The sequence below is a fragment of the Amycolatopsis xylanica genome (assembly GCF_900107045.1).
GTDB classification, from domain to species: Bacteria; Actinomycetota; Actinomycetes; order Mycobacteriales; family Pseudonocardiaceae; genus Amycolatopsis; species Amycolatopsis xylanica.
Window position 1 is genome coordinate 333,419 of the sequence record NZ_FNON01000001.1, and the last position, 13,041, is coordinate 346,459.

A 13,041-nucleotide genomic window follows, 5' to 3' on the forward strand; every position below is an offset into this window, starting at 1 on the left:
CCGCGTGACCGCGGAATCAGAGGACGATCTGCTCCCCGGCCGGGACGGCGATCTCGACCCATCGGCGCCATTCGGCGACGAGCCCGCGGTTGTCCTCGCTGCTGTGCGTCACCAGCAGGTCCCCGGACCGGAAGATGTGCTTGCGCATCGCGCGCTCCGCGGCCAGCCCGTCACGCTTGAGCAGCGCGTCGACGATCGCCCAGTGGTCTTTGAGCGCCGTTTCGACCGGCTGGTAGCGCGGGACGCTGAGCCTGCCGTCCAATGCCAAGGTCTGACGCAGCTCGCTGACCACCTTGGCGAGCCGGGCGTTGCCGCCTGCGCGCAGGATCAGGTCGTGCAGGCGTTCGTCCGCGGCGAAGTATTCCGGGCCCGCGTCGGCACGCGACTCCATGATCCGGTACTCGGCCAGCATTTCCTCGTCGTCGCGTGAGGTCAGCACGGCGGCGGCGTTGCGGCAGGCCGGCGGCTCGAGCAGCAGGCGAAGGCTGCACAGCTCGACGATGCCGCGGCCGTCCTGCCCGACGACGCGGGCGCCGCGGTTGCGTTCGATGCGGACCAGGCCGACATCGGCCAGCTTGAGCAGCGCCTCACGCACCGGTGTCCGCGAGGCGCCGAACATCTCGCCGAGTTCGCGCGAGGAATACAGCACGCCCTGCGTCAGCTTGCCAGCGCGGATCGCGTCCCGGATGTCGGCGGCGATCTGCTCGGACTTGCTCTCCGCCTGGGTCTCCTGCGTCACGGGCCTCTCCGGGAATGCTGGCGGGCACAGTGGGTCACCGGCCGTGCCTGCCAGCATATCGCTTAGGAGCCCACGAGCCCGGCTGCCCCGCGCCGGCGTGCGGAGATCGCCAACCCGGTCAGCACGGCCAGTCCGACGACATTCGCCGAGATCATCACGAGCATCGACAAGCCGGTATCGCCGCCTGAGGCGTCCTTGATCCACCCGACCGCGAACGGGCTGACGAAGCCCGCCGCGTTGCCCAGCGAGTTGATCAGCGCGAGTCCGCTGGCCGCGCCGACGCCGGCCAGGTACGCGGTCGGCACAGCCCAGAACAGCGGTTTCGCCGTCTGCGCCGCCATGGTCGCGACCGTGATCACGGCGAAGGCGGCGACCGGGACACCCAGCAGCAGCGCGGTGCCGGCGAACGTCACCAGCGAGATGATCAGCGCGACGGTGACCGGCCGCGTCGACCCGCCTGGCGGCACGAGCCTGCCGGTGACGTACATGCAGATCGCGGAGAGCAGGAACGGCACGGCCGAGAGCCAGCCGACCTGGGTGCTGCTGAGCCCGCGCCCGACACCCTTGATCACCGACGGCATCCAGTACGTCAGCGGATAAGCGCCGCACAGCACGAAGAAGTAGACCGCGCACAACGCGATCACGCGCTTGTCCTTCAGCGCCGCCCAATGCCCGCGCGGCGCGCTCGCCGCCCGTTCGGCCTCCTCCGCCGCCAGCGTCGAAGCGAGCCATTCGCGTTCGGGTCCGGTGAGCCAGCGAGCCTTCTCCGGCCGGTCGGTGAGCGCGAAGAACCCGACGATCCCGAGCACCACCGCGGGAACCCCGCCGAGAATGAACACCCAGCGCCAGCCGTCGACACCCCAGGCGCCGTCGAAGGTGTCGAGTATCCAGCCGTTGACCGGATTCCCGATCACGCTGGCGACCGGGATCGACACCATGACGGTCGCGACGATCTTGGTGCGCCGCGCGGTCGGATACCACCGCGTCAGGTACAGCAGGATGCCGGGGAAGAACCCGGCTTCGGCCACGCCGAGCAGGAACCGCAACACGTAGACGGTGGTGAGATTGGGCGCGAGCGCCGTCGCGGCGGCGACCAGGCCCCAGGTCACCAGGATGCGGGACAGCCACACGCGGGCGCCGACCTTCGCGAGGATCATGTTGCTGGGCACCTCGGCCAGGATGTAGCCGACGAAGAAGATCCCGGCCGCGAACCCGTACTGGGTCGCGCTCATCCCGAACTCCTGCTCCAAGCCGAACTTGGCGAAACTGATGTTGATCCGATCCAGGTAGCTGACGAAGTACCCCAGAACCAGCAGCGGAACGACCCGCCAGGTCACTTTCCGCATCGCGGCCGTCTCGATCGGGCTCCCAGCTCTGGGCAGCACACGCGACATCATGCCTCCGAACCCACGCCGTCGTGGTGTGGAAAGCCACTTCCATAGAGTGGCATGCCACTTGATGAGGTGGCACGTTAGCTCGCCGCGTCGGCACAGGCAAGGGGCGGGATGTGCCGGGGCCGAATACGGTCAGGTGGCGTTCGCTCCGCCCGGCCCTGACTGTCCTTAGTGGAATATCGCGGCAGTGGACCCAGAAGATGCCTGCGTGAAGGTTCTTACTGGCTCAACAGTAAAGCCCCATCCCTCATGAAGAGGGACAGGGCTTTGATCTGTGAAAAAGTATGGTGCGCGATACTGGGATTGAACCAGTGACCTCTTCCGTGTCAGGGAAGCGCTCTCCCGCTGAGCTAATCGCGCGAGGTGGAGACGGGATTCGAACCCGTGTACACGGCTTTGCAGGCCGTTGCCTCGCCTCTCGGCCACTCCACCGTGTCAGGCCCGAGAGGGCCTTCCGAGCGGATGACGGGATTCGAACCCGCGACCCTCACCTTGGCAAGGTGATGCGCTACCAGCTGCGCTACATCCGCACTACCTCGGTTCCGGGAGCCCGTCGCCGTGGTGTGTGAAAACAATATCCCACCCCGGAAACGCCTGTGACAGGGGGGTGGCCTTTCGGTGTCGCAGGCGCGTCATCAGCTCAAATCGTTGGGAATGAGGTGGGTCAGCGCGTCGTCGACGTCGACCCAGAGGTGCTCGTTGCCCGGCAGCACGACGTCGTAGGTGCGGTCGAGGAAGTCGGCGAGCTCCTGGGCGGAGGCTTCGAACATCGCGTGCCCGGAGGGGGAGTTGAGCTCGATGAGGACCGACTCGGGGTCTTCGACCGAAGGGCGGATGCGGACGTCGCCGTCGCCGGCGTCGGCGAGGAGGCCGTCGGCGAGGAGGTCGCGGGCGTACACCCATTCGACCCAGCCTGCCCGTCCGGTGCGGAAGGCGGCGACCACGGCGTACGGGTCGCGGGTGTCGTATCGCAGCTCCACCTTCACCGGAACCGCGGGCGTCCGCGGGGCCAGCAGGTCGAAGACCGCCGTCGAGCGGAGCGTCACGTGATCGTTGCGCATCGTCCTACCCTTCTTCTCCCTTCCCGGCCCGGTCGACCGAGTGCTGATGGAGAGACGTACCGAAACGCTGTTCCGCTCGCGGGTTTGGTCTAGATCACCCGTACGGGGGCTCAGCGCCGGTCCTCACCCCATCATCACCCTCGACGCGCAGGCCTCCGCATGCACCCCTGAGGTCGTCCTGGATACATCTTGCTCGGTTTATCCGGCCCGCGATAGCACCGTCGCACGAATGTCGAACGTCGCTGCCCGGATGGGTGCACCGCACAGCCCTCGCTAGCACTGTGTTGTTCGCTCCGTGGCCGGGGCAGCGCGGTCCGTGCACGCTTTGAACCACCCCTTTGCCGGAGTCCAAAAGTCGTCCGCTAGAGTGTGTTTCACACCGCGAGGCGGGCGATTAGCTCAGCGGGAGAGCACTTCGTTCACACCGAAGGGGTCACTGGTTCGATCCCAGTATCGCCCACCACAAGCAAAGCCCCCGGACTCACCGAGTCCGGGGGCTTTGCTCTTTCCGGGTGCCGGTTTTTCAGCGCCGCCGATTCTGCAACTTGCAGATCCGGTGACGGGGCTGTGATGAAGTGCCGCTGTGACGCGCATTCCACGCTCGTGGTGAGCCGTTCACCTTTCACTCCTGCGCCGGTTGCGGCTTCCGGTGACATCCGGGCGCCGGGCGCAAAGGTCGACAGGACGCGTGCGGAGCGCGAGATCTTTGTTGTAATAGGTGCGGCCTGGGCTGCCGGGATGTGACGCGGGACACCCGAATGGGGCACTGTGGACGCTCGCGGCTGCGACGGAAAATTCGTACCGGGAACTTTCGGTGGTGAACGTCACCGCCCGCGCGGTGGCTCGTTGGACAGTCCGGCCGCCGCGTTCCGGTGGCCGCTGCCCGCTTTGTCCACTGTGGAAAGTCTACTCAGCGCAGTGTCCATTGTGGAATGGAAGGGGTTTGTCACCTGACTGGAGTAGTGGACGCTGGGTGAGCCGCGGGACCGGTGGAGTCATTGATTTTCCGACTACATTGTGTAGTTGTGGAATTCGAGCGGCTGATCACTCGCCGTCATCTTCTCGTTATCTTTCCGGCGATCATTTCGCTTCCTGGGACGCCGAAATCCTTCTGTGACACCTGTAACGCCGTCGTGAGAGTCACCGATACCTTGGCGAGTGTCGCCCGATTGGTGACTGACGACATACGGGGATCAATAACTCTCTGTAGTTGGTTTTGGGTTAACTCAAGGTTTGCGGCGTGTATCCGGTAGTGAACGACGCAGGAGGTCCGATGGAAGAGTCGGTGCGGTCATCTTCACCAGTGGGTGAGGCGACTCCGCATATCGACCTTCGCCAGATTCCCCGCCCTGCCAAGCGGACTCCCCGCGCGGTGGTCGCCGAGGACAGTTCGCGGAAGACACCTTCGACGGCCTGGGAAGCGCACTACCGCGCCTGGGTCATCGGGGCCGATGTGCTGGCGACACTGGTGGTGATCGCGATCAGCGCGGCCATCATCGACAAGCTGGAACTGCACAACATGCACGCGATCGGCACCATCGCCGCCGTGCTCTGCGCGCTGCCTGCCAGCCGCGCGTGGAGCCAGCGGGTGCTCGGCGAGGGCGCGGAGGAGTACCGCCGCCTCGGCAGGGGATTGGTGACCGCCGCGGTGCTGGTCGCGTTGGGCGGCTTGCTGTTCGGCGCGCTGGACGTCCAGCCGTGGGTGTTCATCGTGGTGCCGGTGATCGCGCTCATCACCTTCCCGCAACGGTATTTGCTCCGTCAGGTGCTGCACCGCCAGCGCAGGCAGGGTCGCTGCCTGTTGCCGGTGATGGCCGCCGGCGCCCCGGACACGGTCGCCGACCTGATCGGCCGCACGCGCACCGAACCCCATGTGGGGTGGCGGGTCGAGGCCGCCTGCACGTTCAGCGGGACGGGCGCCGAGCGGGACACCGGCGAGGTCGACGGTGTGCCGGTGGTCGGCAGGCTCGACGAGCTGGCCGAGCACGTGCGCCGCGGCGGCTACCGGGTGGTCGCGGTGACCGCCGACCAGTACTGGACCCCGCAGCGGCTGCAGCAGCTCGCCTGGGACCTCGAAGGCACCTCGGCGGAGATGGTGGTCGCGCCGGTGCTGATGGAGGTCGCGGGCCCGCGCCTGAACGTCTCGAGCGTGCTCGGCATGCCGCTGCTGCGGGTCACCGCCCCGCGCTTCACCGGCGGCAGGCGGCTCGTCAAGGAGTTCGTCGACCGGTGCGCCTCGGCGCTGCTGCTGACCGTGCTTTCCCCGTTGCTGCTGATGATCGCGCTGGCGATCAAGCTGAACGACCGCGGCCCGGTGATCTACAAGCAGCGCCGGATCGGCCGCGACGGCGCCTCCTTCACGATGTTCAAGTTCCGCACGATGATCACCGACGCCGACAAGGTCCGGAAAACACTCGAGAAGGACAACGAAGGCGCCGGGCCACTGTTCAAGATGCGCAAGGATCCCCGCATCACCAAGGTCGGCTCGATGCTGCGGCGTTACTCGCTCGACGAGCTGCCCCAGCTGTTCAACGTCCTTTACGGAAGGATGTCGCTCGTCGGGCCGCGCCCGCCGCTGCCCGAAGAGACCAAGAAGTACGGCTCCGACGCTCGCCGCCGCCTGCTGGTGAAGCCGGGCCTGACCGGGTTGTGGCAGGTCAGCGGCCGCAGTGACCTCACATGGGACCAGAGCATCCGGCTCGACCTGCGCTACGTCGAAGACTGGTCACTCGCGCTCGACATGGTCATCCTCTGGAAGACCGTGCGCGCCGTGGTCGGCGGCGAGGGAGCGTACTGAGCGCGGTGAGCACGGAAACGATCTCGGCGCGGTAGCGCTGGGGTGCGAAGAGCCCGGTGGCCTCGGCAGTGGCCAACCGGGCTTTTTCCGTTGCGGCGCCTGGGTTTTCGAAGACCTTGCGCAGCTCGGCCGCCAGCGCCTCGGCGTCACCGGCCGGGACGACCGCGCCCCGCCGTCCATGATCGACGGTTTCGGGCAGCCCTTGCGCGTCCGTGACGATGACCGGCACGCCGGCGAGCTGAGCCTCGACCGCGGTGTTGCCGAACGGCTCGACGCGCGACGGCACGATCGCGACGTCCGCGTAGGCGTAGGCGTCCCAGACGTCGTCACGGAAACCGCTCAGCCGCACCGAACCGGTCAGGTTCCCGGCTTGGATCAAGCCGTCGATCTCGTCGGAGAACCACTCGTAGCCGGGGAAGATCGACCCGGCCAGCTCCAGCGTCGCGTCGATCCCGGCACGCCTGAGCAGCGCCAGCGCACGCACGGCGACGTCGGTGCCCTTGCGGGGCGAGATCCGCCCGACGAGCACGATCCGGAACCCGGGGCCGGCCACCGGGGTCACCGGCGCCCCGGGAACCCCGTTGTAGATCAAGCGGGTCCGCGCGGCCAGCCGGGGCAGCGCGCGGTGGAGCACGCCCGCGGTCGCGAGGCTGTTCACCACGACCGTGTGCGCGGCGAGCAGGGGAGCGGCCAGCGCGACCCGGATCGGCGCCGCGACACCGTCTTCGGCCTCGTGGACGTGCGCGAGCACCCGGACGCCGAGCAGGCGCGCCAGCGGCAGCCACAGCGGCACGGTGACCGTGTTGACGTACAGCACGCCTGGGCGGTGTGTCCGGATCAGACGGACCATCGGCCGCAGGCTCGACGCCGTCTCCCGGAGTAGCCCGATGAGCCCGGATGGCCGCAGCGCCGCCTTGCGCAGCACCGGAACCGGGCAGACGGTGACCTCGCCGAGCGCGGCGGCGAGCGGCCCGTCCTGCGGCAGGGTGACGACGACCTCGTGTCCCGCGTCGCGCAACGCCTGCACGGATTCGGCGAAGACGCGGTCCGATCCGTACAGCTCCGCCGACGCGTGCGCCATCAGGATCTTCACGCGCGCCTCGCCACGCCGACCCAGGCGGCGAGCACGAACAGCCAGGTGCAGCCGACGTTGGCGGGCGCGCCCAGCCCTTCGGTGAAGACCGAGTTCGCGATCATCGCGGGCAGTACCGAAAGGATCATCATCCGCTCGACCGGCAGGGTCAGCCGCCGCGCCGCCAGCAGGATGGCCACCAGCAGTGCCAGCCAGCAGGCCGCGCCGAGGATCCCGGTGTCCATCAGCAGGTTGACCAGCGCGTTGTGCCCGCCGCCGAGCCCGATGCTCTCCAGGAACAGCCCGCGTGAGGCGGTCAGCCCGAAGCCGTACAGCGGATGCTCGGGGAACAGCTCGAACGCGTAGCCCCAGAGGTCGGTCCGCGAGTTCAAGGTGGACAGTTTCGCCAGCGTCTCGCCGCGCGCGAAGAACGACTCGATGGCCGACGAGCTGCTCAGCGCGATCGTGATCAGCACGACCGCGAGCACCACGCCCGCCTCGACCTTGCGCTGCCCGCGCCATCTGGTCCAGACCACCAGGAGCACGCCGACGATCGCGCCGATCACCGCGCCGCGGGTCTTCGTCGCGATCAGGCCGCCGGCGCAGATCGCCAGCAGCACGAGGTAGACCGGGAGCGGCCAGCGCGGCCCGGCGCGCTCCAGGCCGTGCGCGAGCACGTATCCGGCGAGCAGCACCACGGCGATCGCCAGCATCTCGCCCGCCTCGACCGGGTGCACGTAAAGCCAGGTGAACCGGCCTGCCTGCAGCTTTCCCTGCGGGAAGCGCACCAGCAGGCCGAGCAGCACCGAACCGGCGATCAGCACGAAGAACCCGTGCGCGACGCGGTGCATGTCGGCGGGTTTCGCGTGTCGCGCGAGCGCCCGGGACAGCGCGAGCACGACCAGCACCTGCGCGCCCCGCACCAGCGCGAGTTTCAGGTAAGGCGAATACAGCGCCGAGCCCGCGAGCATGAGCGCGTACGCATAAGAGAGGAACGTCACCACATCTGGACGGCGGACCCGGGTGTCCGGCCGGAACCGGACGAAAAGGAAGATCGCGACCAGTGCGTAAGTTCCGATTTCGGCGAGCACGAACAGGTCGGCGTTCCCGGTGACCGCCTGGTCATTGGCGCGCAGCCGGAATTTGTAGTCACTGGCCACGACCAAGGCGAGTACGCACGCGACCGGCCAGATCGCCCCGGGATTCCCCAGGCTGCCCGCCGCCGGAATGCGGGCCCGCGCACCGGTGAAGCTCATGGGGTTCCCTCGAATTGACCGATTGGACCAGACGAATCCCGCGAACGGTGTAACACCGGAGGCGATCACTGATATTACTATGCTGGCACTCATACGTGTGACGCCGACCGGGTCCAGTCCAGACCACCAGGTCGGCGTTGTGCTGAACGGGTGACGGATTCCGGTGAACTTGACCCGATCGGTGACGGATGCGCATTGCGATGATAGGCACGCGCGGTGTTCCGGCGCGTTACGGCGGCTTTGAGACCTGCATCGAGGAAGTCGGGTATCGCCTGGTCAAGCTGGGTCACGAGGTCACCGTCTATTGCCGCCGCACCGAGGATCCCGACGCTGGCGACGGGTTCGGCGAGTACCAGGGCATGCGGCTGGTGACTTTGCCCGCGCTGCGCCGCAAAAGCCTCGAAACGCTCAGCCATACCGCGCTTTCCGTGCTGCACGCGGTGAAACACCGGCCCGACGTCGCGTTCGTCTTCAATGCCGCGAACGCGCCGCTGCTGCCGATACTGCGGGCGCGGCGCATTCCGGTCGTCACCCACGTGGACGGTCTCGAGTGGAAACGTGCCAAGTGGGGGGCTTTGGGCCGCCGTTACTACCGCGGCGCCGAAGCGCTCGCCGTGCGCTGGTCGGACGCGCTCATCGCCGACGCGGTCGGCATTCAGGATTACTATTCCCGGCGTTTTCACGTGCCCACCGACTACATTCCTTACGGCGCACCGATTCTCGGCAATCCCGGCACGGAACGGCTGGCCGGGCTCGGCCTGGCGAGCCGTGACTATCACCTGGTGGTCGCTCGCTTCGAGCCGGAGAACCATGTCGACCTGGCCGTCGAGGGCTATCTTGAAAGCGGGGCCGAGCGGCCGCTGGTCGTGGTCGGCGCGGCGCCCTACGCCGACCGGTACACGGCCAGGATCAAAGCGCTCGCCGCGCGCGGCAACGTCCGGCTGCTCGGCTCGGTCTGGGATCAGGACCTGCTCGACCAGCTCTACGGCAACGCGCTCACCTACATCCACGGTCACTCGGTCGGGGGCACCAACCCCTCGCTGCTGCGCGCGATGGGCGCGGGCGCCGCGACCTCGGCCTTCGACGTCTCCTTCAACCGCGAAGTACTCGGCGAGCACGGCCGCTACTTCACCCGGCCGAGCGAACTCGCCGCGCTCTGCGACGCCGCCGAGGCCGACCCCGCCGCGACGACGGACCGCGGCCGGGACCAGGTCGCCTCACTCGGCCGGTACGAGTGGGACGGCGTCGCCGAAAAGTACGAGCAGCTCGCGCTGCGCTTGAACCGCTAGATCTCCCCAAAACCCGCCGAAGTAAAAGGAAATCCGCATGTTCCGCATACGGAAGCAGGCTTGTGCGCTGGTCACGCTCCTGACCGGCGCCGCGCTCGCCACCGCAGTGCCCGCCACCGCCGCCGACCTCCCGGTGGCCGTCACCGCGGGCGCCATGGCCGCGCCGCAGGTGGACGGGATCGTGTTCACCGTCGCCATCGTCGGCGACACGGTTTTCGCGGGCGGCCGGTTCTCGAAGGCCCGCCCCGCCGGCGTCGCGCCGGGCGGGCCCGGCGAGGTCGACCGGCACAACCTGCTCGCGTTTTCGCTGAGCACCGGCAAACTCCTGCCGTGGGCGCCGGACGTCAGCGGCTCGCAGTACACCTCGGGCACCAACCCCGGCCCGTTCTGCAAGACGGTCGGCGCGAGCACCTATGTCTGCGACACCGTCTTCCGCATCAAGAAGTCGCCGGACAACACGCGGATCTACGTCGGCGGCGACTTCGACAAGATCAACGGCCAGTGGCGCTCGCGCCTCGCCGCGTTCGACATCGACGACGGCACGCTCGCGCTCGACTTCAAGCCCGCCGTCGCCGGCCGGGTGCGCGGCATCGCGGTCACCCAGGACACGGTCTACGCGGGCGGTGGCTTCAAGAAGGTCAATGGGATCAACCGGGACAAGCTCGCGGCGTTCGCCTTCGACGGGACCATGCGCGACTGGGCGCCGACGGCCGACGCCGAGGTCTATGCGCTGGCACCGGCGCCGGAGTTCGGGCGGGTGCTGATCGGCGGGCAGTTCGACAAGGTCAACGGGGTCACGCACCACGCTTGGAACGCGGTCGACGCGTTCACCGGCGCGGACGCCCCGTGGAGCGACAAGCTCGGCGTGAACGACGTGATCACCGACATCGTCACCGACGGCACGACCGCCTACGCGGGCGGCTTCAACTCCATCGGTCCGGACGTGCGGTACGAAGGCCGCGTCGCGGTCGACATCGAAAGCGGCGATCTGAACTGGTCCGACGGCTGCTACGGCGACACCCAGGCCGTGACGGTCAGCCGGGGCGTGCTCTACAGCGCCTCGCACACGCACGACTGTTCGGCTATCAACGCCGCTCCCGAAAACGGCCCGATCGACTACTACCGGCTCGTCGCCGAGACCGCGGCGGCGACCGGCGAAGCGGCGGCCGACGTGAACACCGTGCATGCCGGCGACCCGATCCCGGAGATGCTGCCGTGGTTCCCGAACACGAACGCCGGGCCGGCCGACAGCTACTGGAAGAACGGCACCTGGGCGCTCGACTCGAACGACAAGTACGTCGTCGCGGGCGGCGAGTTCACGACCGTCAATGGCAAGGCGCAGCAGGGACTTGTGCGCTTCGCCGCCCGTGGCGTGCCCGGCGCGGTCAACAAGGGACCGCAGACGCCGTTCCGCGCGCCGTCGCTGGAGAAGGACGACGAGGGCAGTGTCCTGGTCACCTGGACCGGCACTTGGGACGCACAGAACTCGGACATCACTTACCGGGTGTACCGGGTGGGCGTCTCCGCGCCGCTCTACGAGGAGACGCAGCCGTCGCGGCCGTGGGAGCTGCCCGAGATGAGCTACCTCGACCGTGACGCTCCCGGGGGCGGGAGTTACTACATTCGGGCGGTCGACGCGGACGGCGTTGTCATTGGGTCACCACAGGCCTCGATCTGACTGGTCCCGTTCACCGAGACAGGACTCCGGCATTCGGCGTAGCCAGGGGGGTGATCCCGAGCACGGCCGCGATGTCCCCGGGTAGCGGGCGGCCCGCCCGAACGCCGGGGGCATCGGGCCGAAGGGAGTAATCCCCGTGGTCCGGGTCGTGGAACGGTGACGAAGTGACGATCCGGTCGAGACTGTGTTCGTCACGCCCGGTAGCGCTGAACAGTTCTCGCGCCGTGCCGTAGTTCGCCGTACGGCCGCCGCCGAGGTACCAGCCGACCAGGATTCCGTCACCTGATCGGAGGAACGCGTTGCCGTCGCTCTCGGAGACGAACGGCGGGTTCTTCGCCGGATCGTCCTTGTAGTCCGCCGATTCGATGACCGGTTCACCGTGCGCGAAGAGATTGTTGACCAGCACGGTGCCGGTGGTCAGCCAGCTGAGCCCGTGTTCGGAGCTGAACGGGTCCGGGTCGCGCTTGTCGTTGTAGACGCCGAGCGCGACCTGGTTGCCGGTGAAGGTGTTGTGGAAGACACGCACGTGATCGGAGCTCGAGATCTTGAGCCCGCGGGTGCGATTGCCCACGAGCACGTTGGACGCGATCAGCGCGCGTGAGGAAACCTCGTAGTACAAACCATTGCCCGCGTTGCCCCGCGCGAGATTGCGGATGACGGTCGCGTCGGTGCAGCCGAGATCGCACCACCAGCCGCTGCCGATGTTGTCGACGAACCTGTTGTCGGCCACATAAGGCTTTTGCGTGCGCGTGATCTTGGCGCCCGCCGCGCCGATCGCCTCGCCGGTCAGCGCGAAATGCTCCTGGTTGTTGGCCTCGAAACCGTTTTCCGTCAGCCGGAGATTGTCGGCACGATTCGCGACCAGCCCGACGAGCCCGTTGTCCACAAAGGAGCTTCGGGAAACCGTGCCACCCGGCTGGAAAACGGCCGCGCCGCTGGACGCGGACCACGCGAAGGTGGCGTTCTCGATCGTCACGTCCGGCGCGTTCACCACGACCATCGCGCCACGCTTGCCGTAGTCCTGATTGGACCCGTACTGCGCGACGCCGAGCCCGCGGAACACACTGCCCGCCGCGTTCGCGGAGTCGAACTGCAGCAGCCGGTCGAACACGGTGCCCTCGACGAGCCGCCCGTCCGGGGCGTCGCCGATGACCAGCGCGTGCCCCTTCCGGTCGGCGAAGAACCTGCCGGGGCCGACCTCGTCCTCTGTGGACACCTGCTTGAGTGGCGCGCCGTCGACGAACACCATGTCCGGCGAACCGGCGAGCGGATACTCGGGATCGATGATCTCCGGGGTGAAACAGGTCTGGCACAGCTGCGGCGCCCAGTCGCCATGGCGCCACCCCTTGCCGGTCTTCGCCCAGCCGGTCACTTCGACGCTGCCTTTGAGCCAAGCCTGTTCACGGGGGTACGGCTGGAGCGTGAGCCGTTTGGACACCTGGCCGACCGTTTCGCGGTACGTTCCCGCCCGCAGCACGACGGTCCCGCCGGACGGCGCGCGTTTCACGGCCGCCGCGACCGTGCGCAGTGGCTTGTCGACCGTGCCCGCCGCCGCGTCGTCGCCGGTGGGGGAGACCACGAGCGCACCGTCGGGCACCGGGTAGTCCGTGGCGGGCAACGCGACCGCGGCGGGCGTCGCCGCGCCACCGCCGGGCCGGGTCGCCGGGAGGTCACGGGGCATCAGCACGACGACCGAGGTGACGACCCCGGCGAGCACGACGGCGCCCGCGATGAGCCAGCGCGGCTTGATCATCT

The 13,041-nt window shown here is 68.1% G+C and carries 9 protein-coding genes and 4 tRNA genes; 4 read left to right on the forward strand and 9 right to left on the reverse strand.

Annotation, left to right across the window (positions count from 1 at the left end; all coding sequences use genetic code 11):
* Window positions 1-16: 16 nt before the first annotated feature.
* The 6 genes from BLV57_RS01365 to BLV57_RS01390 all read right to left on the reverse strand — a co-directional run bounded on the left by BLV57_RS01365 (window position 17) and on the right by BLV57_RS01390 (window position 3,194).
* The gene (locus BLV57_RS01365) at window positions 17-739 is read right to left on the reverse strand and encodes a GntR family transcriptional regulator (RefSeq protein ID WP_245757087.1); all 723 of its coding nucleotides are present in this window, start codon (window positions 737-739) and stop codon (window positions 17-19) included.
* 62 nt (window positions 740-801) lie between these two features.
* On the reverse strand, window positions 802-2,133 hold the full coding sequence (locus BLV57_RS01370; protein WP_425425957.1) for an MFS transporter: 1,332 nt from the start codon (window positions 2,131-2,133) through the stop codon (window positions 802-804).
* A gap of 285 nt (window positions 2,134-2,418) precedes the next feature.
* A tRNA-Val gene (locus tag BLV57_RS01375) sits at window positions 2,419-2,493 on the reverse strand.
* Window position 2,494: 1 nt separating this feature from the next.
* Window positions 2,495-2,565, reverse strand: a tRNA-Cys gene (locus tag BLV57_RS01380).
* A gap of 25 nt (window positions 2,566-2,590) precedes the next feature.
* A tRNA-Gly gene (locus BLV57_RS01385) sits at window positions 2,591-2,663 on the reverse strand.
* A 105-nt stretch (window positions 2,664-2,768) separates the two neighbouring features.
* Complete coding sequence (locus BLV57_RS01390) at window positions 2,769-3,194, reverse strand: SsgA family sporulation/cell division regulator (protein ID WP_020672550.1); 426 nt, start codon at window positions 3,192-3,194, stop codon at window positions 2,769-2,771.
* A gap of 388 nt (window positions 3,195-3,582) precedes the next feature.
* Between BLV57_RS01390 and BLV57_RS01395 the strand changes: the two genes are divergently transcribed.
* Window positions 3,583-3,657, forward strand: a tRNA-Val gene (locus BLV57_RS01395).
* An 810-nt stretch (window positions 3,658-4,467) separates the two neighbouring features.
* A complete protein-coding gene (locus tag BLV57_RS01400) occupies window positions 4,468-5,991 on the forward strand; it encodes a sugar transferase (protein ID WP_091285537.1) in 1,524 nt (507 codons plus the stop codon).
* On the opposite strand, the gene BLV57_RS01405 is transcribed toward BLV57_RS01400, so the two are convergent.
* The gene (locus tag BLV57_RS01405) at window positions 5,939-7,084 is read right to left on the reverse strand and encodes a glycosyltransferase (RefSeq protein WP_245757088.1); all 1,146 of its coding nucleotides are present in this window, start codon (window positions 7,082-7,084) and stop codon (window positions 5,939-5,941) included. The two genes, BLV57_RS01400 and BLV57_RS01405, sit on opposite strands and share 53 nt — an antisense overlap.
* Entirely contained in the window at window positions 7,081-8,319 is a 1,239-nt protein-coding gene (locus BLV57_RS01410) for an O-antigen ligase family protein (protein ID WP_091285540.1), read from the reverse strand. The genes BLV57_RS01405 and BLV57_RS01410 overlap by 4 nt, the downstream gene beginning before the upstream one ends.
* Before the next feature lie 200 nt (window positions 8,320-8,519).
* On the opposite strand from BLV57_RS01410, the gene BLV57_RS01415 reads away from it, so the two are divergent.
* Window positions 8,520-9,608: a DUF1972 domain-containing protein gene (locus BLV57_RS01415; protein WP_245757089.1), complete on the forward strand. Its 1,089-nt coding sequence runs from the start codon at window positions 8,520-8,522 to the stop codon at window positions 9,606-9,608.
* 37 nt (window positions 9,609-9,645) lie between these two features.
* A complete protein-coding gene (locus BLV57_RS01420; RefSeq protein ID WP_245757090.1) occupies window positions 9,646-11,286 on the forward strand; it encodes a hypothetical protein in 1,641 nt (546 codons plus the stop codon).
* 10 nt (window positions 11,287-11,296) lie between these two features.
* On the opposite strand, the gene BLV57_RS01425 is transcribed toward BLV57_RS01420, so the two are convergent.
* Window positions 11,297-13,039 (reverse strand): right-handed parallel beta-helix repeat-containing protein, encoded by a 1,743-nt coding sequence (locus BLV57_RS01425; protein ID WP_245757091.1) that lies wholly within the window; start codon window positions 13,037-13,039, stop codon window positions 11,297-11,299.
* Window positions 13,040-13,041 lie beyond the last annotated feature (2 nt).